The following is a 26,748-nucleotide window of genomic DNA, read 5'->3' as shown; positions in this document are numbered from 1 at the left end:
AGGCATGCAGAAAGAAAAACTTTCCGCTTTGATGGATGGCGAAACGTTGGATAGTGAGCTGCTCAAAGCGCTTACGCACGACCCGGAAATGCAGAAAACCTGGGAGAGTTATCACCTGATCCGCGATTCAATGCGGGGGGATACGCCTGACGTTCTCCATTTCGATATATCCGCTCGCGTGATGGCCGCTATTGAAAACGAGCCAGTACGTCAGGTGTCGCCATTAATCCCTGAGGCCCAACCCGCTCCGCAGCAATGGCAGAAAATGCCGTTCTGGAAAAAAGTGCGTCCGTGGGCGGCGCAGCTTACCCAAATGGGCGTGGCGGCGTGCGTTTCACTTGCAGTTATCGTCGGTGTCCAGCACTATAATGGGCAATCTGAAACATCCCAACAACCTGAAACGCCGGTTTTCAATACCCTGCCTATGATGGGGAAAGCCAGCCCGGTAAGTCTGGGAGTGCCTTCTGAAGCAGCGCCTGTCGGCAGTCAGCAACAGCAGGTACAGGAGCAGCGTCGTCGCATTAATGCCATGTTGCAGGACTATGAACTGCAGCGCCGACTGCACTCCGAACAGCTTCAGTTTGAGCAGGCGCAAACCCAGCAAGCCGCGGTACAGGTGCCAGGAATCCAAACTTTAGGAACGCAATCGCAGTAATGAAGCAACTTTGGTTTGCCATGTCCCTTGTGGCGGCTAGCCTGTTCTTCTCAGTAAACGCCTCGGCCGACCCTGCGTCCGGGGCGTTATTGCAGCAGATGAACATCGCCAGTCAGTCACTGAATTACGAGCTGTCATTCGTCAGCATCACGAAACAAGGCGTTGAATCTCTGCGTTATCGACACGCACGCCTGGATAGTCGCCCGCTTGCGCAATTGCTACAGTTGGACGGTCCCCGCCGGGAGGTCGTACAGCGTGGTAATGAAATCAGTTATTTTGAACCGGGCCTTGAGCCGTTCACCCTGAACGGTGATTATATTGTCGATTCTCTGCCTTCCCTGATTTACACCGACTTCAAGCGCCTGGCGCCTTACTACGACTTTATTTCTGTCGGACGCACCCGTATCGCAGACAGATTGTGCGAAGTTATCCGCGTTGTGGCGCGCGATGGTACGCGTTACAGCTATATCGTCTGGATGGACATGGACACCAAACTACCGATGCGCGTTGATCTGCTGGATCGCGATGGCGAGACGCTGGAGCAGTTCCGCGTTATTGCGTTCACGGTGAGTCAGGATATCGGCAGCAACATGCAGGCGCTGGCGAAGGCGAATCTGCCGCCGCTGCTTTCTGTTCCCGGTGGCGAAAAAACGAAATTTAACTGGAGTCCATCCTGGGTACCGCAAGGCTTTAGCGAAGTTTCCAGCAGCCGTCGTCCGTTGCCGACGATGGATAACCTGCCTATCGAATCGCGGCTTTATTCTGACGGTCTGTTTAGCTTTTCCGTCAATGTGAACCGGGCGACGCAAAACAGCAGCGATCAGATGCTGCGCACCGGGCGCCGAACGGTTTATAGCAGCGTTCGCGACAACGCGGAAATCACCATTGTCGGCGAGCTTCCGCCGCAAACGGCGAAGCGCATTGCCGACAGTATCAAATTCAGGGCAGTACAATGATTAAAGAGTGGGCAACCGTTATCTCCTGGCAGAATGGTCAGGCGGTGGTGAGCTGCGACGTTAAAGCGTCATGCAGCAGCTGCGCCTCCCGTGCGGGATGCGGCAGTCGCGTGCTGAATAAATTAGGGCCGCAAACCACGCATACCATTGTTGTGCCAAGCGCGGAGCCGCTGGCGCCGGGGCAGAAAGTCGAGTTGGGCATCGCCGAAAAAAGCCTTTTAGGTTCGGCATTGCTGGTCTATATGTCGCCTTTAGCGGGGCTATTTCTTTGTGCGGCGCTTTTTCAGATGCTGTTTGGATCTGACCTTGCCGCATTAAGCGGGGCCGTGTTGGGCGGCGTGGGCGGTTTTCTGGTTGCCCGCGGCTATTCCCGAAAACTGGCGGAGCGTGACGCCTGGCAGCCGGTGATTTTAAACGTTGCCCTCCCGCCTGACCTTGTTCGCGTCGAAACTACCTCAATCGAAACGCGCCAGTAAACGTTTTGCCCAACGGTACACCTGCCGCGTTGGGTTGTTGTCCCGATAAACATGCGCTTTTCCTGCGTTGCGGTGTTTTACAGGAAAAAGCGAGGCGTTTTCCAGTTCCCGCTCTCCTTACACTATGAACATTTCCTCGCCTTAGCGTTGTAGTGTAGAATGCGGCGTTTCAGTTAAAACAGACGTTAAGCTCAGAACAGCGACCTCTAAAGTCTGGTCAACCAGGCGTAAGGCATAATAATTTATCTCTATGAAGAACATACGTAACTTTTCGATCATTGCTCACATTGACCACGGTAAATCGACGCTGTCTGACCGTATTATCCAAATCTGCGGTGGCCTGTCTGACCGTGAAATGGAAGCTCAGGTACTTGATTCGATGGATCTTGAGCGTGAGCGCGGTATTACTATTAAAGCCCAGAGTGTGACGCTGGATTTTAAAGCGTCTGATGGTGAAACTTATCAACTGAACTTTATCGACACGCCGGGACACGTTGACTTTTCCTATGAAGTTTCCCGTTCGTTAGCCGCCTGCGAGGGCGCGCTGCTGGTGGTGGATGCCGGCCAGGGCGTAGAAGCGCAAACGTTGGCGAACTGCTACACCGCGATGGAAATGGATCTTGAAGTGGTGCCGGTGCTTAACAAGATTGACCTGCCGGCCGCCGATCCGGAGCGTGTGGCGGAAGAAATCGAAGACATTGTCGGTATCGATGCGACGGACGCGGTACGCTGCTCCGCCAAAACGGGTGTCGGCGTGACGGATGTTCTGGAACGCCTGGTGCGCGATATCCCGCCGCCGCAAGGCGATCCGGACGGCCCGCTGCAGGCGCTGATTATTGACTCCTGGTTCGATAACTACCTGGGCGTGGTATCGCTGGTGCGTATTAAAAACGGCACCATGCGTAAAGGCGACAAAATTAAAGTGATGAGCACCGGGCAGACCTACAACGCTGACCGCCTGGGGATCTTCACGCCAAAACAGGTTGATCGTACCGAGCTGAAGTGCGGCGAAGTAGGCTGGCTGGTCTGCGCCATTAAAGATATCCTCGGCGCGCCGGTTGGCGATACCTTAACCTCAGCGCGTAACCCAGCGGAAAAAGCGTTGCCGGGCTTTAAGAAGGTGAAACCGCAGGTCTATGCAGGTCTGTTCCCGGTCAGCTCCGACGATTATGAAAGTTTCCGCGACGCGCTCGGCAAGCTGAGCCTGAACGATGCCTCACTGTTTTATGAACCGGAAAGCTCCTCGGCGCTGGGCTTTGGTTTCCGCTGCGGCTTCCTCGGCCTGTTGCACATGGAGATCATTCAGGAGCGTCTGGAACGCGAATACGATCTGGATCTGATCACCACTGCGCCGACCGTGGTGTATGAAGTAGAAACAACGGCGAAAGAGACTATCTATGTTGATAGCCCCTCCAAGCTGCCGCCGTTGAATAACATTTATGAACTGCGCGAGCCTATCGCCGAATGTCATATGCTGTTACCACAAGCCTATTTAGGTAACGTTATTACGCTGTGTATTGAGAAACGCGGCGTACAAACTAACATGGTATATCACGGTAACCAGGTCGCGTTGACCTATGAAATCCCGATGGCGGAAGTGGTGCTCGACTTCTTTGACCGTCTGAAATCAACGTCGCGCGGCTATGCGTCTCTGGATTATAACTTCAAGCGCTTCCAGGCTTCCGATATGGTGCGTGTTGATGTGTTAATCAACAACGAACGTGTCGATGCGCTGGCGCTGATCACGCACCGTGATAACTCGCAAAGCCGTGGTCGCGAGCTGGTGGAGAAGATGAAAGATTTGATTCCACGCCAGCAGTTTGATATCGCGATTCAGGCGGCGATTGGTACGCATATTATTGCCCGTTCGACGGTAAAACAGTTACGTAAAAACGTGCTGGCGAAGTGCTACGGCGGCGATATCAGTCGTAAGAAAAAACTGCTGCAGAAACAGAAAGAAGGTAAGAAACGCATGAAGCAGATCGGTAACGTCGAGCTGCCTCAGGAAGCGTTCCTCGCCATTCTGCATGTCGGTAAAGACAATAAATAATCCCTAAGGAGTTGGCATGGCGAACATGTTTGCCCTGATTCTGGTGATAGCCACACTGGTGACGGGCATTTTATGGTGCGTTGATAAGTTTGTTTTCGCGCCAAAACGTCGGGCGCGCCAGGCTGCCGCGCAAACGGCGTCGGGAGATGCGCTGGATAACGCTACGCTCAATAAAGTGGCGCCTAAGCCAGGCTGGCTGGAGACCGGGGCGTCGGTTTTCCCGGTTCTGGCGATCGTTCTGATCGTTCGTTCATTTCTTTATGAACCCTTTCAGATCCCGTCAGGCTCAATGATGCCGACACTGCTTATCGGCGATTTTATTCTGGTGGAAAAATTTGCCTACGGCATTAAAGATCCGATCTACCAGAAAACCCTGATTGAGACCGGTCATCCAAAGCGCGGGGATATTGTGGTATTTAAATATCCGGAAGATCCTAAGTTAGATTACATCAAACGCGCCGTCGGTTTGCCGGGCGATAAAATCACTTATGATCCGGTTGCGAAAGAGGTGACGATTCAGCCTGGCTGTAGCTCCGGTCAGGCGTGCGAAAATGCGCTGCCGGTTACCTACTCTAACGTTGAGCCGAGCGATTTTGTACAGACCTTTGCCCGCCGTAACGGCGGAGAAGCGACCAGCGGTTTCTTTGAAGTTCCGCTAAACGAGACAAAAGAAAACGGCATTCGCCTGACCGAACGTAAAGAGACGTTAGGCGATGTGACGCACCGCATCCTGATGGTGCCGATAGCCCAGGATCAGTTGGGCATGTATTACCAACAGCCAGGACAACCGCTGGCGACCTGGGTTGTACCACCGGGACAATATTTCATGATGGGCGACAACCGCGATAACAGCGCGGATAGCCGTTACTGGGGATTTGTTCCGGAAGCGAATCTGGTCGGTAAAGCGGTCGCTATCTGGATGAGCTTTGACAAGCAGGAAGGGGAGTGGCCGACAGGCGTACGCCTGAGTCGTATCGGCGGTATTCACTAACTGTGACGAAATGATCGTTCACGCTGCCGTCTTTTTAGCGGCAGCGTGAATTATTTCCTGGATAAATTCCCTCAGACTAACGACATCCCCTGTCGTTGTGTATAGAATATTCCCCCGAAGTTTTAGGTTGGCGCCGTTTGGTCGCCACGGCACACGAAACAGCGTTGGTTATAGACAACCTTCTTTCCGCTGCAGCGATGCGGCAGGACAGATGACGTGTATCAGGTCTGTTTCGTGTGCTGGATTGTTGACGCATTCATTTATTGGTATCGCATGAACCCCATCGTAATTAATCGGCTTCAACGGAAGCTGGGCTACACTTTTAATCATCAGGAGCTGTTGCAGCAGGCATTAACTCATCGCAGCGCCAGCAGTAAACATAACGAACGCCTGGAATTTTTAGGCGATTCAATCCTGAGCTTCGTTATCGCTAACGCGCTTTATCACCGTTTCCCACGGGTGGATGAGGGAGATATGAGCCGTATGCGCGCCACGTTGGTACGTGGTAATACGCTGGCGGAATTAGCCCGTGAGTTTGATTTAGGCGAGTGCCTGCGTTTAGGGCCAGGCGAATTAAAAAGCGGCGGATTTCGTCGGGAGTCCATTCTGGCGGACACCGTTGAAGCGTTAATCGGCGGAGTATTTCTCGATAGCAATATCCAGACCGTCGAGCAGTTGATCCTTAACTGGTATAAAACCCGTCTGGATGAGATAAGTCCGGGCGATAAACAAAAAGATCCTAAAACGCGCTTGCAGGAGTATTTGCAGGGTCGCCATCTGCCGCTGCCATCTTACCTGGTTGTGCAGGTACGCGGCGAGGCGCACGATCAGGAATTTACTATCCACTGCCAGGTCAGCGGCCTGAGCGAACCGGTGGTTGGCACGGGTTCCAGCCGTCGTAAGGCGGAGCAGGCTGCCGCCGAACAGGCGCTGAAAAAACTGGAGTTGGAATGAGCACCGACAAAACTTACTGCGGATTTATTGCCATCGTCGGACGTCCGAACGTTGGCAAATCCACCTTGCTGAACAAACTGCTCGGGCAGAAGATTTCGATCACTTCCCGTAAAGCGCAGACCACGCGCCACCGCATTGTCGGTATTCATACCGAAGGCCCGTATCAGGCAATCTATGTCGATACCCCGGGACTGCATATGGAAGAAAAGCGCGCCATTAACCGTTTGATGAATAAGGCGGCGAGCAGTTCGATTGGCGACGTTGAGCTGGTGATTTTCGTTGTGGAAGGCACCCGTTGGACGCCGGACGACGAAATGGTCCTGAACAAACTGCGCGATGGCAAAGCGCCGGTTATTCTCGCCGTTAACAAGGTGGATAACGTGCAGGAAAAAGCCGATTTGCTGCCGCACCTCCAGTTCCTGGCAAGCCAGATGAACTTTCTTGATATCGTACCCATCTCTGCTGAAACGGGTATGAACGTCGATACCATTGCCAGTATCGTGCGTAAACATTTACCGGAAGCGATTCACCACTTCCCGGAAGATTATATCACCGATCGCTCTCAGCGCTTTATGGCGTCTGAAATCATTCGTGAAAAGCTGATGCGTTTTCTCGGCGCCGAGCTGCCGTATTCCGTTACCGTTGAGATTGAACGTTTTGTTACCAACGAACGCGGCGGCTATGATATCAACGGGCTGATCCTCGTCGAGCGCGAAGGGCAGAAGAAGATGGTGATTGGCAACAAAGGCGCCAAAATCAAAACCATTGGTATTGAAGCGCGTAAAGACATGCAGGAGATGTTTGAAGCGCCGGTACACCTGGAACTGTGGGTGAAAGTGAAATCCGGCTGGGCCGATGACGAACGCGCTCTGCGCAGTCTCGGTTACGTAGACGATCTGTGAGTTAACACAGCGTGGAAGGGTGGCAGCGCGCATTTGTCCTGCACAGTCGCCCCTGGAGCGAAACCAGCCTGATGCTGGACGTCTTCACGGAAGAATCGGGGCGCGTGCGCCTTGTCGCCAAAGGCGCGCGATCTAAACGTTCCAATCTGAAAGGCGCGTTACAGCCTTTTACGCCGTTATTGCTACGCTACAGCGGACGCGGCGAGGTGAAAACCCTGCGCAGCGCCGAGGCAGTTTCTCTGGCGCTGCCGTTAAGCGGTATTACGCTCTATAGCGGCCTGTACATCAACGAACTCCTCTCTCGCGTACTGGAATATGAAACGCGCTTCTCCGAACTCTTTTTTGATTATCTGAACTGTATTCAGGCGCTGGCGGGAACCACCGGCTCGCCTGAACCGGCGTTGCGACGTTTCGAACTGGCGTTGCTGGGTCATCTGGGGTATGGCGTCAATTTCACCCACTGTGCAGGCAGCGGCGAACGGGTGGATGACACCATGACCTACCGTTACCGCGAAGAAAAAGGCTTTTTCGCCAGCGTCGTCATCGATAACAACACCTTTACCGGACGGCACCTGAAAGCGCTGGAGGCGCGGGAATTTCCGGATGTAGATACCCTGCGTGCCGCTAAACGCTTTACCCGTATGGCATTAAAGCCGTATCTTGGGGGAAAACCGTTAAAAAGCCGGGAGCTGTTCCGGCAATTTATGCCCAAACGCACAGTAAAAACGAAGAAAGATTAACGAGGATTGTCATGGCTGAATTACTGTTAGGCGTCAATATTGACCACATTGCCACGTTACGTAATGCGCGCGGCACCGACTATCCGGATCCGGTACAGGCGGCGTTTATTGCTGAACAGGCAGGCGCGGACGGCATTACCGTACACCTGCGCGAAGATCGTCGCCACATTACCGATCGCGATGTGCGCATTCTGCGTCAGACGCTGCATACGCGTATGAATCTGGAGATGGCGGTGACCGAAGAGATGCTGGCGATCGCCGTAGAAACCAGGCCGCATTTCTGTTGTCTGGTGCCGGAAAAACGCCAGGAAGTCACCACCGAAGGCGGTCTGGATGTGGCCGGACAGCGCGATAAAATGCGTGATGCCTGCGCGCGCCTGGCGGCGGCTGGCATCCAGGTTTCGCTCTTTATCGATGCCGATGAAGCGCAAATCAACGCGGCGGCGGAAGTCGGCGCGCCGTTTATCGAAATCCATACCGGCTGCTACGCCAACGCAGAAACCGATGCGGAACAGGCAAAAGAGCTGGCACGTATTGCCAGCGCCGCGACCCTGGCGGCCCGTCTGGGGCTAAAAGTAAATGCGGGTCATGGCCTGACCTACCATAACGTCAAAGCTATTGCCGCACTGCCGGAAATGCACGAGCTCAATATCGGTCATGCCATTATTGGTCGGGCAGTGATGACGGGGCTGAAAGAGGCGGTGGCTGAAATGAAACGTTTGATGCTGGAAGCGCGCGGCTAATGGCGATTCTCGGCCTGGGAACGGATATTGTAGAGATTGCCCGCATTGAGGCAGTGATCTCCCGTTCCGGCGAACGTCTGGCAAGGCGTGTGCTCAGTGACAACGAGTGGGCTATCTGGGAGACGCATCAGCAGCCGGTGCGTTTTCTCGCCAAGCGTTTTGCGGTCAAAGAGGCGGCAGCGAAAGCTTTTGGCACCGGCATCCGCAACGGTCTGGCGTTTAATCAGTTCGAAGTGTTTAACGATGAGCTGGGAAAACCACGTTTGCGGCTGTGGGGCGAGGCGTTAACGCTGGCGGAAAAACTCGGTGTGGCGCACATGCATGTCACGTTGGCCGATGAACGCCATTACGCCTGCGCTACGGTCATTCTGGAAAGTTAGATTTGCCGGATGGAGGCGTAAACACGTTACCTGACCTACAGGCCGATATATTGTCGGCCTGATAAGCATAGCGCCATCAGGCATTGTTGCGTTGGAAGTGCGTTAACCCGCTTACAGTTTATCTGCGTGATGCATCAGAACAAACTTATCCCACAACTGTTCTTCGGTTTCGACATGGGCGGGATCCTGCAAAATCGTATTGGGGATCGGGCAGACTTTCTGACAGGTCGGCGTTTCGTAATGGCCTACACACTCGGTGCATTTGTCGCTGTTAATCTCATAAATGCTGTCGCCCATTGAAATCGCCTCATTCGGACACTCCGGCTCGCACATATCGCAATTGATACATTTTTTGGTGATTAACAGCGCCATCAGGAAATTCTCAGAAACAACACAAATCGGGCGGGCATTATACGCCTATTTTCTGCTCGGGCCAGCTCTTTTCTGGCGCTGATTTGTTATCTACAGTGTAAAAATTTTTGATCTGCTTGAGCAGGCAGATGGTTGCGTTATCCAGTGAAAGGTCATTACTGTGCACCAGCATGACAGGAATAAAGAATGCGGGGATGCCCAGTGAAACCAGGCGAACATTTTTGGGTGTCGATAAATGGGTTAGCGAGCGGGTAATAAATGCGATGCCAATCTGCGCTTCGGCATACTCAAGGCATGAGTAGTGGTTATCCAGTTCGCAGATGACGTTAGGAACGACTTTGCGGTTATTAAATTCAGTGGTGATGATCCCTCTTAATAGCAGAGAGTCATTAAGCACGATAATGGGCTGGTCGTTTAAATCTTTTAAATGCAGACGTTCGCGTGTCGCCAGAGGATGAGAAAGTGGGATTGCAGCGATAATTTCATCTTCAAACAGCATGGTCGAGCTTAGCTGGGCAGGGAGCGCTGTTCGATAAACAATGCCAATATCAACGGCGCTATCCGTCAGCTTTTTAATGGTTTGCTCAGTTGAGAACTCTTTAACATTTAAAGATATTTCCGGATGGTGCGCCATAAAGTTGCGAAAAGCGGGCAGGACCAGGTAGCTGCCTGACACGCCGATTGAAATAGTATCGCGCTGTTGGTCCTGATAGGGAAGAAGTTCATTTTCTGCATTTTTTAAATCCAGCATTATTTTGTTAGCGTGTCGTTGCAAAATAATGCCTGCTTTTGTTAATTTAATTCCTCTACCTTTTCGCTTAAATAATATTGTTTTAAGTGATGACTCAAGTTGTTTGATTTGCTGACTTAATGATGGCTGAGTGATAAACAGGCGACTGGCTGCCCGACCATAATGTAATTCATCACACAATATCAGGAAGGAGTGTAGTTGTTTGATATTCATTAAAATTTAATGCCAATCGATTGGGTTTTGTTATAACGATTATAAAAAATACCAAATTGTTTGCCTATTTTGCTTTTTTTAAACTGTGATCAGTGCATTTTAAAAAGGGAAAATTATGTCGGCATCAATCAACCGCTGGGGAATGCTTGCCGCTCACGTGTGCATCAATTTTGTGCTCGGGGGCGTCTACGCATTTAGCTATTTCAAAACACCACTCATGGCGCAATATCACTGGGATCCGGCTACGCTGGCGTTAGCATTCTCTATCAACATGGGGATCATTCCTTTACCGATGATTTGGGGTGGGAGAATGATCGACAATGGTAAAGGAAAGCAGGCGATAGTTATCGGCGGTATCCTGTTTTCTTTAGGTTTTATCTTGTCCGGGTTTGTGGATAATTTGCCCATGCTGTTTTTAACCTACGGCGTCATTGCCGGGTTGGGATCGGGCCTGGCTTTTACGGGTAATCTTAATAATATTCTGAAATTTTTCCCTGACCGTCGCGGTCTGGCTAGCGGTATCGTACTGGCGGGTGTTGGCGTCGGGACGCTACTTTGCACCCGCCTGGCCGAATATTTTATGGCGCAAACTCACGATGTTAGTCGGGCGTTGTTATATCTGGGCATTGTTTATCTGGTGGTTATTTTTATCGTCCAGTTCTTTATTCGTAGCGCGCCAGCAAAAGATAGTGGAGGAATTAAAGCGTCGCCACTGGATAAAGACTATCGGCACATGCTGAAAGATCTGCGCTTCTGGCTGCTGTTTATGATTCTGGCGCTGGGCGTGTTCTCTGGGATGGTAATTAGCTCAAGTTCTGCGCAAATTGGTATGACGCAGTACGGTTTACTGTCCGGTGCATTAGTCGTTAGCCTGGTCTCGATATTTAACTCGATCGGTCGCCTGTTCTGGGGAGGGTTAACCGATAAATTAGGCGGCTATAATACGCTGGTTATTGTTTACCTCTTTACTTGCTTGTGTATGCTGCTGTTATTTTTCTTCAATGGCAATACTTCGGTATTTTATTTCAGCGCTCTGGGCGTGGGCTTTGCTTATGCCGGTATATTAGTTATCTTCCCTGGCTTGACCAGCCAGAATTTTGGTATGCGTAACCAGGGACTAAACTACGGCTTTATGTATTTTGGTTTTGCCGTCGGTGCGGTTATTGCTCCTTATGTAACGTCCGCTATTGCAAAATATACCGGAAGCTACAATACAGTATTTATTTTGACAACGGTGCTATTGCTTATTGGAGTCGTGTTGACCCTGATAACGAAAAAATATGTCGCAACGGTTTTAGCCAAAATTCATTAATCAGATAATAAGGAAATAAAAATGAAAATTGCAATCGCAGGTGCAGGCGCTATGGGATGTCGTTTTGGCTATATGCTGCTGGAGGCCGGGCACGACGTGACGCTTATCGATGGTTGGCAGGAGCATGTCGACGCTATTCGTAGCAAGGGGTTGTTTGTCGAAACGGAAACGACTCAGAAGTATTACCCCATCCCTGCTATGTTGGCTGATGAATCCCAGGGGGAGTTTGAGCTGGTTATTCTGTTTACCAAAGCCATGCAGTTGGATAGCATGTTACAGCGTATTAAGCCGCTGCTGCCAGCCGCGAAAGTGGTGATGATTTTATCTAACGGCCTGGGAAATATCGAAACCCTGGAGAAATATGTCGATCGGCAGAAAATCTATGCGGGTGTGACGTTATGGTCCAGCGAACTGGAGGGGGCTGGGCATATTATGGCCACCGGTACCGGAACGATTGAACTGCAGCCGATTGCCAGCCAGGATTCGGCTCAAGAGGCTAAGGTCATTGCCACCCTTAATAGCGCTGGATTGAATGCTGAAATAAGCCCTGACGTATTATTATCGATCTGGAAGAAAGCAGCCTTTAATAGCGTAATGAACACCTATTGCGCGTTACTGGATTGTAATGTCGGCGGATTTGGTCAGCGGCCTGGTGCTTTAGATTTAGCGCAAGCGGTAGTTGATGAGTTTGTGTTAGTTGCTGCCAGCCAGAATATTCCGTTGACTGAGCAAATGGTGATGAATACGGTGAAGAAAGTGTTCGATCCGCGTGAGAGCGGCCACCACTATCCTTCTATGCATCAGGATTTACATAAAGGCCGACTGACTGAAATCGACTATTTAAATGGTGCGATTGCGCGAATCGGCGCTCAGAACAATATTGCCGTACCGGTTAACACACTCCTGACGCAATTGATTCACGCTAAAGAAGCGCAATAAACTTGATGGCTCTTCTGCATGAGGCGGAAGAGTCATTTTCAAACCAGTTTTTTTACCAGCGCCTCGCTATGGCGAATACGCTCCGGCGCCCGCTCTAAATCCTGTTGTACCAGCGTCATAAACAGTAAGTCGGTCAACATCATTTGCGCATGTGTTGAGGAGATAGCGGCGCTGCGCGTCGCCTGCTCTTCAGCAATCGTATACAGACAGCGGGTGGCGCGCTGCTGCAAGGCGTTGGGAGAAAAACCGGTAATGGCCAGGATTTTCGCGCCTGCGCGTAATGTTTCGTCCGCCGCCAGGTTCAGCTCGCGCCGCTCCCCGGAATAAGAGATCGCCAGCAGCAGATCCTCCGGCGCCAGCGCCTGCACCGTCGCCAGCAGGGCGTGCATATCGCGCTCAACCACCGCGTTAATGCCAATCTTCAGTAGCTTCCAGGCAAAATTTTGCGCCACCAGCCCAGAGGCGCCAATCCCGGTGATCACAATACGGCGGGCGTGGCGCAGCATCGTGACGCTTTCTAACAGCTTTTCTTCACTGTTAACGTCCAGCGTGGCGTGCATCGCCGCCACATTCTCTTTAATTAATTTTTCTCCGACCAGGCGCATCGGATCGTCGCCGCGAATCTGGTTATGAACGGGAACGGAATGCGGATTAGGATTGCTGGCCAACGCTTCGCTGATAGCCAGTTTCAACGCCGGAAACCCTTTAAACCCCAGTTTTTGCGCGAACTTGACTACGCTGGATTGGCTGACGCCCGCTTCGGCCGCCAGTTGCTGTGAGCTCAGATGCCGCGCCGTATCCGGTTGCGCGAGCAGATAATCCGCCAGTTTCCTGTCGCTTTGCGCGAGATCCGGATAACGCTGGCGAATACGAATCAAACAGTTCATGAGCAGCTCCTGCGAAACGTGATGGCGACGACAAAACGAAATTTCACTCGCCTGGGGGAATATTCTATTCCATCATGGACGCTTATTATGAATTAAAAATTCCAGAGGGACAAAAATGAATCTTGGTACCTTAGTGTCTGAAACCCGTAACCCGCAAACGATGGATCTGGATGCGTTGTCTACTCCTGAATTAGTTAAGCGTTTTAATGAACAGGATACGCGGGTAGCGGAAGCAGTAAAAGCCACTCTGCCTGACGTTGTGCGTGCGGTGGATGCCGCTGCGGCGGCGCTGAAGTCTGGCGGACGTATCATCTATATGGGCGCGGGCACCAGTGGTCGGCTTGGCGTACTGGATGCCTCAGAATGCCCCCCGACGTTTGGCGTTCCGTACGGTCTGGTCGTCGGGCTGATTGCCGGTGGGCCGGGCGCGTTGCTGAAAGCGGTCGAAGGCGCGGAAGACAGCCAACAGGCAGGCGAAGACGATCTTGTCGCACTAAATCTGCAAGAACAGGATCTGGTCGTGGGGCTCGCGGCGTCGGGTCGTACACCCTATGTGATTGGCGGCCTGCGCTATGCGCGACAGTCCGGTTGTACCACTGTTGCCGTCTCCTGTAATCCAGATTCGCCTATTGCGCGGGAGGCTAATATCGCTATTTCTCCCGTTGTCGGGCCGGAAGCGCTTACCGGCTCCACGCGGCTGAAATCCGGCACCGCGCAGAAAATGGTGCTCAATATGATTTCTACCGGCGCGATGGTGAAATTCGGCAAGGTCTATCAAAACCTGATGGTGGATATGAAAGCCACCAACGTCAAACTGGTCGATCGCGCGTGTCGGATGGTCGTTGAAGCGACCGGGATAGGTCGTGAAGAGGCGGAAACGTTGCTGAAACAGACCGATTTTGAGGTTAAGCCCGCCATTTTGATGGCGCTTACGGGTCTGGATGCTGCAGCCGCCAGGGAAAAACTCGCCGCTCATCAGGGCTTTTTAAGGGCGGCGTTAGAACACTAAAGAGGTGTGTATGGATAAGACGGCAGCGCTCGCCAGCGACATTTTACGTGGTATCGGCGGAGAGCAAAATATTCTGCGCCTGGAAAACTGTATGACGCGAGTCAGGGTGGAGGTACAGGACGACAGCCAACTGGATATTCCGCGCTTAAAAGCGTTGCCTGGCGTCAGTGGATACGTAAAGCAAGGGGAGCAACATCAGCTGATCGTTGGGCCGGGGAAGGCTGCGCAGGTGGTTGATGCGATGCGCGTGCAGATTGCCGCAGGTGGTGTAAAGCCGGATGACGCTATGGCGCGTACCAAATCCGAGGTGAAAGCGAAGTATAAAGCGCCGATGAGCGATGCGTTGCGTAAGCTGGCGAATGTTTTTATTCCGCTTATCCCTGCCTTTATCGCATCCGGCTTGATTACCGGCATTATCAACATTCTTAAACGTCCGGATATCGTCGGCGATGTTGCCGTCCATTATCCTAACCTGCTGGGCCTGATGGGGATATTTGGTAGCGCGGTATTCGCTATCATGAATATTCTGGTTGGCGTCAATACCGCGAAAGTCTTTGGCGGATCGCAGGCGTTAGGCGGCGTGATGGCGGGGATCCTTTCCAGCCCGCAACTGGCGCAGATTACGCTCTTTGGCGAGGCGCTTCAGCCGGGACGGGGCGGCGTTATCGCCGTCCTGCTGGTGGTGGCGTTAATGTGCTGGATTGAGCGCCAGTTCCGTAAGCTGCTGCCGGGGTCGCTGGAGTTAATTCTTAACCCTTTATTGACGACTGTTATCACCGGCGCGGTAGCGATTGTCGCTCTGCAACCGCTTGGCGGCTGGATTTCAGACGCTATCGCTCACGGCGCGTCCTGGGCTATCGATCGCGGCGGTTTTCTGGTGGGCGCGGTGTTAGCCGGAACCTTCCTGCCGTTGGTACTGACCGGGCTGCATCAGGGGCTGGTGCCTATTCATGTGGAGCTGGTGCAAGCGCACGGCTATAACGCGCTGTTTCCCATCCTGGCGATGGCGGGCGTTGGTCAGATAGGCGCGGCCATTGCCGTACTGATGAAAACCCGCAATGCGCGGCTCAAAAAGGTGATTAAAGGCGCGCTTCCGGTCGGACTGCTGGGGATTGGCGAGCCGCTGATTTTTGGCGTCACGCTGCCATTGGGTAAGCCATTTATTGGCGCTTGCCTCGGCGGCGCGGTAGGCGGGGCGTTGATCAGCTACTGGAAAGTGGCGACGGTAATTACCTTTGGTATTTCCGGTTTGCCGCTGGCATTAACAATTGTTGCCGGAAAAGTCCTGTTCTATCTGTTAGGCTATTTAATAGCGGTAATTGCCGGGTTTATTTTTACCTGGCTGCTGGGGTTCAATGATCCAGAGGAGTAAGGTTTGGTCAGCCACGAGCGTCGTGTCGTCTTTTTTGATTTGGATGGAACGTTACATCAACAGGATATGTTCGGCAGTTTTCTGCGTTATTTGCTGCGCCGTCAGCCGCTAAATGCGCTGCTCGTACTGCCGTTGTTGCCCATTATCGGTATCGGTTTACTGGTAAAAGGGCGTGCGGCCCGCTGGCCGATGAGTCTGTTATTGTGGGGCTGTACTTTTGGCCATAGCGAAACGCGTTTGCAGGCGCATCAGGCGGATTTTGTCCGTTGGTTTCGCGCTAACGTCACGGCGTTTCCGGTTGTACAGGAGCGTCTGACCACCTATCTATTGAGCTCTGACGCGGATATCTGGCTTATTACCGGTTCTCCGCAATCATTGGTAGAGCAAGTCTATTTTGATACGCCGTGGTTGCCGCGCGTTAACCTCATCGCCAGTCAGATGGCGCGACGGTATGGCGGCTGGGTATTAACCGTGCGCTGTCTGGGCCATGAAAAAGTCGCGCAACTGGAACGTAAAATCGGTACGCCGCTGCGTCTTTATAGCGGCTACAGCGACAGCAAACAGGATAACCCGCTGCTTTATTTTTGCCAGCATCGCTGGCGGGTGACGCCGCACGGCGAGCTGCAGCAGCTCGAATAGTGAAACGCATAGCGTCTGTGTATAATGCCGCCCGCTTTCATTACCGGAGTTACCTCTTTGTCTGATGTCGAATTAGATCACGAATACTGGATGCGCCACGCGCTGACGCTGGCGAAACGCGCCTGGGACGAACGCGAGGTTCCGGTTGGCGCGGTATTGGTGCATAACCATCGCGTCATTGGCGAAGGCTGGAACCGACCCATTGGCCGCCACGATCCTACTGCGCATGCTGAAATAATGGCGCTGCGTCAGGGCGGTCTGGTATTGCAGAATTACCGGTTACTGGATACCACGCTGTATGTCACGCTGGAACCCTGTGTGATGTGCGCAGGCGCTATGGTGCATAGCCGCATTGGACGCGTTGTCTTTGGCGCGCGCGATGCAAAAACTGGCGCGGCCGGATCGCTAATTGACGTGCTGCACCATCCGGGAATGAATCACCGGGTCGAGATTATTGAAGGGGTGTTGCGCGATGAATGTGCGACGCTGCTCAGTGATTTTTTCCGTATGCGTCGTCAGGAAATTAAAGCTCTGAAGAAAGCCGACCGTGCGGAAGGCGCGGGGCCGGCAGTATAGCGCAATGCCGGATAAGACGTTGCGCGTCGCCATCCGATAAGACCATCGCGCTATTTTTCTTCTTTCTTCTGCGGCGTAAACAGTAAAGACGGCGAATGCGTCAGGTAGCCTGATGACTGCGATAAAAACGACAGGAAGGGGAAGGGGGCTTTATTCAGCTCCTCCGGCGACACCGCCGGGTAATCCTGCGCCAGTTTCATAGCTTCCGCTTCCTGCTTTTCTTTTTCCTGCAAATACCCCACCAAACTTATCTGGTATTTACGGATATTTTCCACATAAGCATAAGCCTCATGTCCACGCGCGTAACCGTAGGTTAGCTTACTGTAATACGGTTTTTGGCTTAACAGAGGCAAACGCTGCTTCACATCGGTCCAGCTATCCGGATTGCCTTTGGTTTTTACCGTCAGCGATCTGGCATCGAGCATGTGCGCATAACCCATATTGTAGGCGGCTAAGGCAAACCAGATACGCTCGTCTTCCGGAACGGTTTCGGGAACTTTAGCCATCATATCTTCAAGATAGCGAGCGCCGCCGCTGATGCTTTGCTCCGCATCGGTACGGTCGGTCAGCCCCAGACTTTGGGCGGTATTTTTAGTCAGCATCATCAGGCCGCGCACGCCGGTTGGCGAGGTCGCCAGCGGGTCCCAGTGTGATTCCTGATAAGAAATCGCCGCCAGCAGGCGCCAGTCTATCTCTTTGGCATATTTTTTAAATAACGGTTCCAGCTCCGGCAGGACGTTATCTACTGCTCGCAGGAAAGAGCGGGTATCAACGTAGTCGAAATCATCGCCATGTCCCAGATATTTCTCTTCGATCCGCGCCAACGACCCGTCTTCATTGATCGAATTGAAAAAATCGAGCAGCGCGGCGGAGAGCGTATTATCGTCGTCCAGTCGGCTAAACCAGGTCACGGGCTGTTCATCCGTGACATCCAGCGCCACGGCCAGCTCGGGATGAACGCGCTGAAACAGACTGATCGCCACTGAATCGGCAATGGTGTAATCCAGTTTGCCGCTGATGACCTCTTCCAGCAGCGTCGTCGAGCCTTTTTTATCATCCACTTTCCAGCTCAGGTCAGGAAACTTTGTCTCTTTTAAACGCTGTAAGTCATTGACCACGACGTGCCCTGGCGCAATGGTAAGCTGATTCTCGTTAACGGTCGCCAGCGAACGTGGGCGATATTGTCCGACCCGGTAAACGAGCTGTTGCGAAACCGAATAATACATGGGACCAGGCTGATAGTTTTTAACGCGTGCGCTGTCGTAGACCAGCCCAGCCGCGAGCAGGTCGGCATTGCCGTTATCCAGATCGTCAAACAACTGGCTGATATTCTGGCGCACCGTCACTTTCAGCTTCACGCCGAGATAGTTGGCGAACTGCTGCGCCAGTTCATAGTCCAGACCATATTTTTTACCGTTGATAACGGAATAGGTTAATGGCGAGTCGATCGTACTGACGCGCAGTATCCCCCGGGCTTGAATCGCGGCGATATGGTTTTCGGTTTTACCGAACCAGGGGATTGAGGGCCAAAGGGCTGCTGCCAGCAGCAGCGTCAATATGCCGATGAACAGATAATTAATCTTTAATTTTTTCAATTAGTTAATTCTCTGGATCGTGCGTTGCCTCGGGCTGAAAAAGATGTTTTGCTGCAATAGATAAGTCATTAATGAGCGGCATTTTGCGTAACAATGCGCCAGTTGGCAACTTATTCGCAACGATAGCCGCACCGTATGACAAGAAAAAGCGGTGATTTTATTTCTACGCAAACGGTTTCGTCGGCGCGTCAGATTCTTTATAATGACGGCCGTTTCCCCCCTTGCGCACACCGAAGCTTAGAAGACGAGAGACTTATGATGGAAATTCTGCGTGGTTCGCCTGCACTGTCTGCATTCCGTATCAATAAACTGCTGGCGCGCTTTCAGGCTGCCAACCTCCAGGTCCACAATATATACGCTGAGTATGTCCATTTTGCTGACCTGAACGCCCCGTTAAATGATAGCGAGCAGGCGCAGCTTACCCGTCTGTTGCAATACGGCCCGGCGCTTAGCAGCCATACGCCGGCGGGTAAACTCCTGTTGGTCACACCGCGTCCTGGTACCATCTCCCCCTGGTCTTCAAAAGCAACGGATATCGCCCACAACTGCGGCCTGCAACAGGTTGATCGTCTGGAGCGTGGCGTAGCGTACTATATCGAGGCTTCGACGTTGACGGCGGAACAGTGGCGACAAGTGGCCGCAGAGCTGCACGACCGTATGATGGAGACGGTGTTCTCTTCTTTAACCGATGCGGAAAAACTGTTTATCCACCATCAGCCTGCGCCGGTTTCCAGTGTCGATCTGCTGGGAGAAGGCCGTCAGGCGTTAATTGACGCCAACCTGCGTCTTGGTCTGGCGCTGGCGGAAGATGAAATCGACTATTTGCAGGAGGCGTTTACCAAACTGGGACGCAACCCGAACGATATCGAATTGTACATGTTCGCCCAGGCGAACTCCGAGCACTGCCGCCACAAGATTTTTAATGCCGACTGGATTATCGACGGTAAACCGCAGCCGAAGTCGCTGTTTAAAATGATTAAAAACACCTTCGAAACCACGCCGGACTATGTGCTCTCTGCCTATAAAGACAATGCCGCGGTGATGGAAGGATCTGCGGTGGGGCGCTACTTCGCCGATCACAATACTGGCCGTTACGATTTTCATCAGGAGCCCGCGCACATTCTGATGAAGGTCGAAACGCATAACCACCCAACCGCTATCTCTCCGTGGCCGGGGGCGGCGACCGGTTCCGGCGGCGAAATTCGTGATGAAGGCGCCACCGGGCGTGGCGCGAAACCAAAAGCCGGGCTGGTGGGCTTCTCCGTTTCCAACCTGCGTATTCCGGGCTTTGAACAGCCGTGGGAAGAGGATTTTGGCAAGCCGGAACGTATTGTCACTGCGCTGGATATCATGACCGAAGGTCCGCTGGGCGGCGCGGCGTTTAACAACGAATTTGGTCGCCCGGCGCTGACCGGTTACTTCCGTACTTATGAAGAGAAAGTGAACAGCCACAACGGCGAAGAGCTGCGCGGCTACCATAAGCCGATCATGCTGGCGGGTGGGATCGGTAATATCCGCGCCGATCACGTGCAGAAAGGCGAGATCGTCGTGGGCGCGAAGCTGATCGTCCTTGGCGGCCCGGCGATGAATATCGGCCTCGGCGGCGGGGCGGCTTCTTCAATGGCTTCCGGCCAGTCTGATGCGGATCTCGATTTTGCCTCTGTTCAGCGCGATAACCCGGAAATGGAACGCCGCTGCCAGGAAGTGATCGACCGCTGCTGGCAGTTGGGCGACGCCAACCCAATCCTGTTTATCCATGATGTGGGCGCGGGCGGTCTCTCCAACGCCATGCCGGAGCTGGTGAGCGACGGCGGGCGTGGCGGGAAATTCGAACTGCGCGACATTCTTAGCGACGAGCCGGGCATGAGCCCGCTGGAAATCTGGTGTAACGAATCCCAGGAGCGCTATGTGCTGGCGGTCGCGGCTGACCAGTTGCCGCTGTTCGACGAACTGTGTAAGCGCGAACGCGCGCCGTATGCGGTCATTGGCGACGCTACCGAAGAACAGCATCTCTCGTTGCATGATAACCATTTCGACAATCAGCCGATCGACCTGCCGCTGGATGTCCTGCTGGGCAAAACGCCGAAAATGACCCGCGATGTGCAAACATTGAAGGCGAAAGGCGATGCGCTGAACCGCGCGGATATCACGATTGCCGACGCGGTAAATCGTGTTCTGCATCTGCCGACCGTGGCGGAAAAAACCTTCCTTGTCACTATTGGCGACCGTAGCGTCACCGGTATGGTGGCGCGTGACCAGATGGTTGGCCCGTGGCAGGTCCCGGTGGCTGACTGCGCGGTCACTACCGCCAGCCTCGACAGCTACTACGGCGAAGCGATGTCGATTGGCGAGCGCGCGCCGGTGGCGCTGCTGGACTTTGCCGCTTCCGCCCGTCTGGCCGTCGGTGAAGCGTTGACTAACATTGCCGCGACGCAGATTGGCGATATCAAGCGCATTAAGCTTTCCGCTAACTGGATGGCGGCAGCCGGTCATCCTGGCGAAGATGCCGGTTTGTATGACGCGGTTAAAGCGGTGGGAGAGGAACTCTGTCCGCAGCTTGGCCTGACGATTCCGGTGGGCAAAGATTCGATGTCGATGAAAACCCGCTGGCAGGAAGGCAACGAACAGCGCGAAATGACCTCGCCGCTGTCGCTGGTGATTTCCGCGTTTGCCCGCGTGGAAGACGTGCGTCACACCCTTACGCCGCAGCTGTCAACGGAAGATAACGCCTTGCTGCTGATCGATCTTGGCAAGGGCCACAACGCGCTGGGCGCAACGGCACTGGCGCAGGTCTATCGTCAGCTTGGCGACAAACCCGCGGACGTGCGTGACGTCGCGCAACTGAAAGGCTTCTATGACGCCATGCAGGCGCTGGTCGCTGCGCGTAAATTACTGGCCTGGCACGACCGTTCCGACGGCGGTCTGCTGGTGACGCTGGCCGAGATGGCCTTTGCCGGCCACTGCGGCGTGCAGGTCGATATCGCCGCGCTGGGCGATGACCATCTGGCTGCACTGTTCAACGAGGAGCTGGGCGGCGTGATTCAGGTACGCACTGAAGACAGAGACGCGGTCGAAGCGCTGTTGGCGCAGTACGGCCTTGCTGACTGCGTCCACTACCTTGGTCAGGCCCTGGCTGGCGATCGCTTTGTGATTACCGCTAATGACCAGACGGTATTCAGCGAAAGCCGCACTACGCTGCGTGTCTGGTGGGCGGAAACGACCTGGCAGATGCAGCGTCTGCGCGACAATCCGCAATGTGCTGACCAGGAACACGAGGCGAAAGCGAATGATGCCGATCCGGGCCTCAACGTGAAGCTGTCGTTTGATATTAATGAAGATATCGCCGCGCCGTACATTGCGACAGGCGCACGACCGAAAGTCGCTGTACTGCGCGAGCAGGGGGTGAACTCTCACGTGGAGATGGCGGCGGCGTTCCATCGTGCGGGCTTTGACGCGATTGACGTCCATATGAGCGACCTGCTGGGCGGTCGTATCGGTCTGGGCAACTTCCATGCGCTGGTGGCTTGCGGCGGCTTTTCCTACGGCGACGTGCTGGGGGCGGGTGAAGGCTGGGCGAAATCCATTCTGTTTAACCATCGGGTGCGCGACGAATTCGAAACCTTCTTCCATCGTCCGCAGACGCTGGCGCTGGGCGTGTGCAACGGTTGCCAGATGATGTCGAATCTGCGCGAGCTGATCCCGGGCAGCGAACTGTGGCCGCGTTTTGTACGTAACCATTCTGACCGCTTCGAAGCCCGCTTCAGCCTGGTGGAAGTGACGCAAAGCCCATCGCTGCTGCTGCAAGGAATGGTAGGCTCACAGATGCCGATTGCGGTTTCCCATGGGGAAGGGCGCGTTGAGGTGCGGGACGATGCGCATCTTGCCGCGCTTGAGAGCAAAGGCCTGGTCGCCCTGCGCTACGTTGATAACTTTGGTAAGGTGACCGAAACCTATCCGGCTAACCCGAACGGTTCGCCGAACGGCATCACGGCGGTGACGACCGAAAATGGTCGGGTGACGATTATGATGCCGCATCCGGAACGCGTATTCCGCACCGTCGCCAACTCCTGGCACCCGGAAAACTGGGGCGAGGATAGCCCGTGGATGCGTATCTTCCGTAATGCGCGTAAGCAGCTAGGGTAGTTCCATTCGTTGCCGTCCCGTATTTGGGTGGTGTCGCGAAATGCCGACATCACCCTAAATACAGTGTCGCTAAAAGGTGACACTTAACTCATTGTTTTTCGATTAATATTAAGGTGATGGTGTTTAGTGTTGCCTTTTGGCGACATATTGCTTAAGTTTTGCTCGTTAGCGCCAGAGTGAGGTTAAGTTATAAAATATATTAAAATCATCATGTTAATTAATTGTTTTGCAACCTGGCACAATTACTGCATAATGATAACCAGTGGCTCATTCACCTTCTTATGTCAGCCCCTTAGGGACGCGCTACATAAACTTCGAATGACGCACAACAAGGTGCCTGCCGTCCAACTTCTGATAATAGCGTAGCTTTATCAACCTCCGGGCGAAACGTCGAGTTAGGCACCGCCTTATTCCATAACAAAGCCGGGTTTAGCTCGGCTTTGTTGTATCTGGCGCTTCCCTCGGTTAGCATCTTTTTTATTCTTCTTTTATGTGAGCGACACGTTGAAGCGCTGGTCTGTTTTCCCCCGTTCTTTACGACAATTGGTCATGCTGGCCTTTTTGCTGATCCTGCTGCCGTTGCTGGTTCTGGCCTGGCAGGCGTGGCAAAGCCTTAACGCGTTAAGCGATCAGGCTGCGGTGACTAACCGCAGCACGCTTATTGACGCCCGGCGCAGCGAGGCGATGACCAACGTCGCGCTGGAGATGGAGCGAAGCTACCGACAGTATTGCGTGCTTGACGATCCGACGCTGGCAAAAGTGTATCAAAGCCAGCGTAAGCGCTATAGCGATATGCTGGACGCCCATGCCGGCGTCTTGCCGGATGATAAGTTGTATCAGGCGTTACGCCAGGATTTAAACGCGCTGGCGCAATTGCAGTGTAAAGATAGCGGCCCGGAAGCGGCAGCGGCCGCGCGTCTGGAGGCCTTTGCCAACGCGAATACGGAAATGGTGCAGGCGACGCGTACTGTGGTTTATTCGCGTGGGCAACAGTTACAACAAGAAATCGCCGAGCGCGGACAATTTTTCGGCTGGCAGGCGCTGGTGCTATTTCTGGTGAGCCTGTCGATGGTGCTACTTTTTACCCGCATGATTATCGGGCCGGTGAAAGGAATTGAACGGATGATTAATCGCCTGGGCGAAGGCCGTTCTTTAGGGAATACCGTCACCTTTACCGGTCCGCGTGAATTACGATCGGTGGGGCAGCGCATTATCTGGCTGAGTGAGCGTCTGTCGTGGCTGGAATCCCAGCGCCATCAGTTTCTACGTCACTTGTCCCATGAGCTGAAAACCCCGCTGGCCAGTATGCGCGAGGGGACAGAGCTGCTGGCCGATCAGGTGGTTGGGCCGCTGACGCCGGAGCAAAAAGAGGTGGTCGATATTCTGGATGACAGCAGTCGTAATTTACAAAAATTGATTGAGCAATTGCTTGATTACAACCGGAAACTGGTAGACAGTGCCACAGAGCTGGAAGCGGTCGATATCGCGCCGCTTGTGGATATGGTGGTTTCCGCCCACAGTTTGCCTGCCCGCGCTAAAATGATGCATACCGATGTCGACCTGGAGGCCGAACGCTGCATAGCAGAGCCCATGTTGCTGATGAGCGTGCTGGATAATCTCTATTCCAACGCGGTGCACTATGGCGCTGAATCCGGTAACATTTGTATCCGTAGTCGCTCTCAGGGCTCCACGGTTTATATCGATGTGGTTAATAGCGGCGAACCGATTCCGCAAACCGAAAGAGAAATGATTTTTGAGCCTTTTTTCCAGGGAAGCCACCAGCGAAAAGGGGCGGTAAAAGGCAGTGGGTTAGGGCTGAGTATCGCCAGAGATTGTATTCGTCGAATGCAGGGAGAGATCCAACTGGTGGATGACAACGCGCAGGAAGTCTGTTTTCGCATCTCGCTGCCATTGCCTGCATCTGACAAACACTAATATGAATTTAAGCCTGGTGCGTATGTCACACGTTTTCGTCCAAACTATTAAACGATGCCTTTTGCGGTGGGGAATACCGGTGGGCATATCGTGTCTGGCGCTGACCGCATGTGTTCCCCATGCTTCACAGCAACTGCCCGGTAGCGCAGCGCAGGACACGCTCCCCCATTATCAACTGGCAGATTATCTCCCGACGGCGTGCGCGGATATCTGGTCGCTACGCGGGCAGGCGGTGGAGACGAATCCGCTGTACTGGCTACGCACGATTGACTGCGCCGATCGTCTGATGCCGGTTCAGTCGCGCGCAGAGGCGCGCGCGTTGACGGATGATAACTGGCAAAATGCCTTCAGGCGCGGGATTTTACTGGCGGATGCAAAAATTACGCCGCCGGAGCGGCGCGCCATAGTGACCCGTCTGGAGGCGTTAAGCGCGCAAATACCGGCTCAGGTACGGCCCGTCTACCAAATCTGGCATGACGGTCAGGCGCTGCAACTGGCGCTTTCTGCCGAACGTCAGCGTTATAGCAAACTCCAGCAAACGTCAGATAGTGAGCTGGATGCGCTGCGCCAGCAGCAACAGGCCTTGCAAACGCAGCTCGATCTTACCACCCGTAAGCTGGAGAGTTTAACCGATATTGAGCGCCAGCTTTCGACACGAAAACCGGCAGGGAATTACAACGCCGATACGCCGCATACGAATGACAAACCCGCGACGTCTGAAGATGGCGCGGCGCCGTCGCCGTCACAAGATGAGGTAACGCCATGATAAGCCGTAAACCGGCGCACCTGCTGCTGGTCGATGACGATCCCGGATTACTGAAATTGCTCGGTATGCGCCTGACCAGTGAAGGATACAGCGTCGTGACCGCAGAGAGCGGCCAGGAAGGACTGCGGGTACTGCATCGGGAAAAAGTGGATCTGGTAATAAGCGACCTGCGCATGGACGAAATGGATGGTATGCAACTGTTCACAGAAATTCAGAAAGTACAGCCGGGAATGCCGGTTATCATTCTGACGGCGCATGGTTCCATTCCGGATGCGGTGGCCGCTACCCAGAAAGGCGTATTCAGCTTTTTGACGAAGCCGATCGACAGAGACGCGTTATATAAAGCGATAGATGAAGCGCTGGAGCAGTCCGCTCCCGCGACGGACGATAGCTGGCGCAACGCTATCGTTACCCGTAGCCCGCTGATGCTGCGACTGCTTGAACAGGCGCGCATGGTCGCGCAGTCGGATGTCAGCGTATTGATTAACGGACAAAGCGGCACCGGGAAAGAGATTTTCGCACAGGCGATTCATAATGCCAGCCCGCGCAGTAACAAGCCGTTTGTCGCCATCAACTGCGGCGCGTTACCGGAACAGTTGCTGGAGTCCGAATTATTCGGCCATGCGCGCGGCGCCTTTACCGGCGCAGTGAGCAATCGTGAAGGGTTGTTCCAGGCGGCGGAAGGCGGCACGCTGTTTCTGGATGAAATTGGCGATATGCCCGCGCCGTTACAGGTGAAGCTGCTGCGGGTGTTACAGGAGCGCAAAGTCAGGCCGCTGGGCAGCAATCGCGATATTGATATCGATGTGCGAATTATTTCCGCGACGCACCGCGATCTGCCGAAGGCGATGGCGCGGGGCGAATTTCGTGAAGATTTGTACTACCGGCTGAATGTCGTGAGCCTGAAAATTCCGGCGCTGGCGGAGCGTACCGAAGATATTCCGCTGCTGGCTAATCATCTGCTCAGACAGTCGGCACAGCGGCATAAACCGTTTGTTCGCGCCTTTTCTACTGATGCAATGAAACGGCTGATGACGGCAAGCTGGCCGGGCAACGTGCGCCAACTGGTCAACGTCATTGAACAATGCGTGGCGTTAACCTCTTCGCCGGTGATTAGCGATGCATTGGTCGAGCAGGCGCTGGAAGGCGAAAACACCGCGCTGCCCACCTTTGCCGAAGCGCGAAACCAATTTGAACTGAACTATCTGCGCAAGTTACTGCAAATTACCAAAGGTAACGTGACGCACGCGGCAAGGATGGCGGGGCGCAACCGCACGGAATTCTATAAACTACTCTCCCGTCACGAACTGGATGCGAATGATTTCAAAGAGTAGTTTTCATGCCGTAAAGTAGCGCGAAATATGTTACGTTTAACCGATCAAAACACAGGCG

At 53.6% G+C, this 26,748-nt stretch carries 25 protein-coding genes; 20 read left to right on the top strand and 5 right to left on the bottom strand.

Features of this window, described 5'->3' with window-relative positions; translation table 11 throughout:
• Nucleotides 1–4 precede the first annotated feature (4 nt).
• The 10 genes from rseA to acpS all read left to right on the top strand — a co-directional run bounded on the left by rseA (nucleotide 5) and on the right by acpS (nucleotide 8,847).
• A complete protein-coding gene (gene rseA / locus ABVN36_RS14605) occupies nucleotides 5–655 on the top strand; it encodes an anti-sigma-E factor RseA (protein ID WP_001168374.1) in 651 nt (216 codons plus the stop codon).
• Complete coding sequence (gene rseB, locus ABVN36_RS14600; RefSeq protein ID WP_000812021.1) at nucleotides 655–1,611, top strand: sigma-E factor regulatory protein RseB; 957 nt, start codon at nucleotides 655–657, stop codon at nucleotides 1,609–1,611. Before rseA ends, rseB begins: the two co-directional genes overlap by 1 nt.
• A complete protein-coding gene (rseC, locus tag ABVN36_RS14595) occupies nucleotides 1,608–2,087 on the top strand; it encodes a SoxR-reducing system protein RseC (RefSeq protein WP_000589049.1) in 480 nt (159 codons plus the stop codon). Before rseB ends, rseC begins: the two co-directional genes overlap by 4 nt.
• A 250-nt stretch (nucleotides 2,088–2,337) precedes the next feature.
• Nucleotides 2,338–4,137, top strand: coding sequence for a translation elongation factor 4 (gene lepA, locus ABVN36_RS14590; protein ID WP_000790154.1), 1,800 nt, complete (start codon nucleotides 2,338–2,340; stop codon nucleotides 4,135–4,137).
• A gap of 16 nt (nucleotides 4,138–4,153) precedes the next feature.
• On the top strand, nucleotides 4,154–5,128 hold the full coding sequence (lepB, locus tag ABVN36_RS14585) for a signal peptidase I (protein ID WP_000002559.1): 975 nt from the start codon (nucleotides 4,154–4,156) through the stop codon (nucleotides 5,126–5,128).
• Nucleotides 5,129–5,401: 273 nt separating this feature from the next.
• Nucleotides 5,402–6,082, top strand: coding sequence for a ribonuclease III (gene rnc / locus ABVN36_RS14580; RefSeq protein WP_001068341.1), 681 nt, complete (start codon nucleotides 5,402–5,404; stop codon nucleotides 6,080–6,082).
• Nucleotides 6,079–6,984: a GTPase Era gene (gene era / locus ABVN36_RS14575; protein ID WP_000102231.1), complete on the top strand. Its 906-nt coding sequence runs from the start codon at nucleotides 6,079–6,081 to the stop codon at nucleotides 6,982–6,984. The genes rnc and era overlap by 4 nt, the downstream gene beginning before the upstream one ends.
• Nucleotides 6,985–6,995: 11 nt before the next feature.
• Complete coding sequence (recO, locus tag ABVN36_RS14570; protein WP_000399380.1) at nucleotides 6,996–7,724, top strand: DNA repair protein RecO; 729 nt, start codon at nucleotides 6,996–6,998, stop codon at nucleotides 7,722–7,724.
• Nucleotides 7,725–7,735: 11 nt separating this feature from the next.
• A complete protein-coding gene (gene pdxJ, locus ABVN36_RS14565; RefSeq protein WP_000818964.1) occupies nucleotides 7,736–8,467 on the top strand; it encodes a pyridoxine 5'-phosphate synthase in 732 nt (243 codons plus the stop codon).
• A complete protein-coding gene (gene acpS, locus ABVN36_RS14560; RefSeq protein ID WP_000986043.1) occupies nucleotides 8,467–8,847 on the top strand; it encodes a holo-ACP synthase in 381 nt (126 codons plus the stop codon). Before pdxJ ends, acpS begins: the two co-directional genes overlap by 1 nt.
• Nucleotides 8,848–8,958: 111 nt before the next feature.
• On the opposite strand, the gene ABVN36_RS14555 is transcribed toward acpS, so the two are convergent.
• Together ABVN36_RS14555 and ABVN36_RS14550 are read right to left on the bottom strand one after the other, a co-directional pair.
• Nucleotides 8,959–9,219 carry a YfhL family 4Fe-4S dicluster ferredoxin gene (locus ABVN36_RS14555; protein ID WP_001196291.1) on the bottom strand — a complete coding sequence of 87 codons (261 nt, stop codon included), beginning with the start codon at nucleotides 9,217–9,219 and terminating at the stop codon, nucleotides 8,959–8,961.
• A 37-nt stretch (nucleotides 9,220–9,256) separates the two neighbouring features.
• Nucleotides 9,257–10,183: a LysR family transcriptional regulator gene (locus tag ABVN36_RS14550; protein ID WP_001022463.1), complete on the bottom strand. Its 927-nt coding sequence runs from the start codon at nucleotides 10,181–10,183 to the stop codon at nucleotides 9,257–9,259.
• 115 nt (nucleotides 10,184–10,298) lie between these two features.
• Between ABVN36_RS14550 and ABVN36_RS14545 the strand changes: the two genes are divergently transcribed.
• Nucleotides 10,299–11,495, top strand: a complete 1,197-nt coding sequence (locus tag ABVN36_RS14545) for an OFA family MFS transporter (protein ID WP_001276364.1) — start codon at nucleotides 10,299–10,301, stop codon at nucleotides 11,493–11,495.
• 21 nt (nucleotides 11,496–11,516) lie between these two features.
• Entirely contained in the window at nucleotides 11,517–12,434 is a 918-nt protein-coding gene (locus ABVN36_RS14540) for an oxidoreductase (RefSeq protein ID WP_000684023.1), read from the top strand.
• A 38-nt stretch (nucleotides 12,435–12,472) separates the two neighbouring features.
• On the opposite strand, the gene ABVN36_RS14535 is transcribed toward ABVN36_RS14540, so the two are convergent.
• Nucleotides 12,473–13,321: a MurR/RpiR family transcriptional regulator gene (locus tag ABVN36_RS14535; protein ID WP_000995695.1), complete on the bottom strand. Its 849-nt coding sequence runs from the start codon at nucleotides 13,319–13,321 to the stop codon at nucleotides 12,473–12,475.
• Between the two features lie 115 nt (nucleotides 13,322–13,436).
• Here ABVN36_RS14535 and murQ point away from each other — a divergent pair, with 115 nt between their 5' ends.
• From murQ to tadA, 4 genes are read left to right on the top strand one after another with little or no spacing between them, the layout of a single operon-like run.
• The gene (gene murQ / locus ABVN36_RS14530) at nucleotides 13,437–14,330 is read left to right on the top strand and encodes an N-acetylmuramic acid 6-phosphate etherase (RefSeq protein ID WP_023138109.1); all 894 of its coding nucleotides are present in this window, start codon (nucleotides 13,437–13,439) and stop codon (nucleotides 14,328–14,330) included.
• Between the two features lie 10 nt (nucleotides 14,331–14,340).
• On the top strand, nucleotides 14,341–15,702 hold the full coding sequence (locus ABVN36_RS14525; RefSeq protein WP_000361667.1) for a PTS transporter subunit EIIC: 1,362 nt from the start codon (nucleotides 14,341–14,343) through the stop codon (nucleotides 15,700–15,702).
• 3 nt (nucleotides 15,703–15,705) lie between these two features.
• Entirely contained in the window at nucleotides 15,706–16,341 is a 636-nt protein-coding gene (gene yfhb / locus ABVN36_RS14520) for a phosphatidylglycerophosphatase C (RefSeq protein WP_000253558.1), read from the top strand.
• 24 nt (nucleotides 16,342–16,365) lie between these two features.
• A complete protein-coding gene (gene tadA, locus ABVN36_RS14515) occupies nucleotides 16,366–16,917 on the top strand; it encodes a tRNA adenosine(34) deaminase TadA (RefSeq protein ID WP_001134566.1) in 552 nt (183 codons plus the stop codon).
• A 50-nt stretch (nucleotides 16,918–16,967) separates the two neighbouring features.
• On the opposite strand, the gene mltF is transcribed toward tadA, so the two are convergent.
• Both mltF and ABVN36_RS14505 read right to left on the bottom strand, forming a co-directional pair.
• Nucleotides 16,968–18,512 carry a membrane-bound lytic murein transglycosylase MltF gene (mltF, locus tag ABVN36_RS14510; protein ID WP_000734241.1) on the bottom strand — a complete coding sequence of 515 codons (1,545 nt, stop codon included), beginning with the start codon at nucleotides 18,510–18,512 and terminating at the stop codon, nucleotides 16,968–16,970.
• Nucleotides 18,513–18,743: a hypothetical protein gene (locus ABVN36_RS14505; protein ID WP_001667158.1), complete on the bottom strand. Its 231-nt coding sequence runs from the start codon at nucleotides 18,741–18,743 to the stop codon at nucleotides 18,513–18,515. It lies immediately after the preceding gene.
• Nucleotides 18,744–18,767: 24 nt separating this feature from the next.
• Between ABVN36_RS14505 and purL the strand changes: the two genes are divergently transcribed.
• From purL to glrR, 4 genes are all read left to right on the top strand, one after another.
• On the top strand, nucleotides 18,768–22,655 hold the full coding sequence (gene purL, locus ABVN36_RS14500; protein WP_023138110.1) for a phosphoribosylformylglycinamidine synthase: 3,888 nt from the start codon (nucleotides 18,768–18,770) through the stop codon (nucleotides 22,653–22,655).
• Nucleotides 22,656–23,159: 504 nt separating this feature from the next.
• Nucleotides 23,160–24,590: a two component system sensor histidine kinase QseE/GlrK gene (gene qseE, locus ABVN36_RS14495; protein ID WP_139760045.1), complete on the top strand. Its 1,431-nt coding sequence runs from the start codon at nucleotides 23,160–23,162 to the stop codon at nucleotides 24,588–24,590.
• A 1-nt stretch (nucleotide 24,591) separates the two neighbouring features.
• On the top strand, nucleotides 24,592–25,356 hold the full coding sequence (qseG, locus tag ABVN36_RS14490) for a two-component system QseEF-associated lipoprotein QseG (RefSeq protein WP_001054239.1): 765 nt from the start codon (nucleotides 24,592–24,594) through the stop codon (nucleotides 25,354–25,356).
• Nucleotides 25,356–26,690 (top strand): two-component system response regulator GlrR, encoded by a 1,335-nt coding sequence (gene glrR, locus ABVN36_RS14485; protein WP_024131115.1) that lies wholly within the window; start codon nucleotides 25,356–25,358, stop codon nucleotides 26,688–26,690. The genes qseG and glrR overlap by 1 nt, the downstream gene beginning before the upstream one ends.
• Nucleotides 26,691–26,748 lie beyond the last annotated feature (58 nt).

The organism is Salmonella sp. SJTUF15581, assembly GCF_043356775.1.
In the GTDB taxonomy this organism is placed as follows: domain Bacteria; phylum Pseudomonadota; class Gammaproteobacteria; order Enterobacterales; family Enterobacteriaceae; genus Salmonella; species Salmonella enterica.
Note: the sequence above shows the minus strand (reverse complement) of the source record. Positions and strands in the feature narration are given on the sequence as shown.

Excerpts from the sequence above, each read along its gene's own strand:
- ABVN36_RS14540 (WP_000684023.1), top strand. The coding sequence starts at position 11,517 with ATGAAAATTGCAATCGCAGGTGCAGGCGCTATGGGATGTCGTTTTGGC.
- tadA (WP_001134566.1), top strand. The coding sequence starts at position 16,366 with ATGCCGCCCGCTTTCATTACCGGAGTTACCTCTTTGTCTGATGTCGAA.
- lepB (WP_000002559.1), top strand. The coding sequence starts at position 4,154 with ATGGCGAACATGTTTGCCCTGATTCTGGTGATAGCCACACTGGTGACG.
- murQ (WP_023138109.1), top strand. The coding sequence starts at position 13,437 with ATGAATCTTGGTACCTTAGTGTCTGAAACCCGTAACCCGCAAACGATG.
- era (WP_000102231.1), top strand. The coding sequence starts at position 6,079 with ATGAGCACCGACAAAACTTACTGCGGATTTATTGCCATCGTCGGACGT.
- purL (WP_023138110.1), top strand. The coding sequence starts at position 18,768 with ATGATGGAAATTCTGCGTGGTTCGCCTGCACTGTCTGCATTCCGTATC.
- lepA (WP_000790154.1), top strand. The coding sequence starts at position 2,338 with ATGAAGAACATACGTAACTTTTCGATCATTGCTCACATTGACCACGGT.
- acpS (WP_000986043.1), top strand. The coding sequence starts at position 8,467 with ATGGCGATTCTCGGCCTGGGAACGGATATTGTAGAGATTGCCCGCATT.
- rseA (WP_001168374.1), top strand. The coding sequence starts at position 5 with ATGCAGAAAGAAAAACTTTCCGCTTTGATGGATGGCGAAACGTTGGAT.
- ABVN36_RS14525 (WP_000361667.1), top strand. The coding sequence starts at position 14,341 with ATGGATAAGACGGCAGCGCTCGCCAGCGACATTTTACGTGGTATCGGC.
- ABVN36_RS14555 (WP_001196291.1), bottom strand. The coding sequence starts at position 9,219 with ATGGCGCTGTTAATCACCAAAAAATGTATCAATTGCGATATGTGCGAG.
- qseG (WP_001054239.1), top strand. The coding sequence starts at position 24,592 with ATGAATTTAAGCCTGGTGCGTATGTCACACGTTTTCGTCCAAACTATT.
- ABVN36_RS14535 (WP_000995695.1), bottom strand. The coding sequence starts at position 13,321 with ATGAACTGTTTGATTCGTATTCGCCAGCGTTATCCGGATCTCGCGCAA.
- pdxJ (WP_000818964.1), top strand. The coding sequence starts at position 7,736 with ATGGCTGAATTACTGTTAGGCGTCAATATTGACCACATTGCCACGTTA.
- ABVN36_RS14550 (WP_001022463.1), bottom strand. The coding sequence starts at position 10,183 with ATGAATATCAAACAACTACACTCCTTCCTGATATTGTGTGATGAATTA.
- rseC (WP_000589049.1), top strand. The coding sequence starts at position 1,608 with ATGATTAAAGAGTGGGCAACCGTTATCTCCTGGCAGAATGGTCAGGCG.
- rseB (WP_000812021.1), top strand. The coding sequence starts at position 655 with ATGAAGCAACTTTGGTTTGCCATGTCCCTTGTGGCGGCTAGCCTGTTC.
- ABVN36_RS14545 (WP_001276364.1), top strand. The coding sequence starts at position 10,299 with ATGTCGGCATCAATCAACCGCTGGGGAATGCTTGCCGCTCACGTGTGC.
- rnc (WP_001068341.1), top strand. The coding sequence starts at position 5,402 with ATGAACCCCATCGTAATTAATCGGCTTCAACGGAAGCTGGGCTACACT.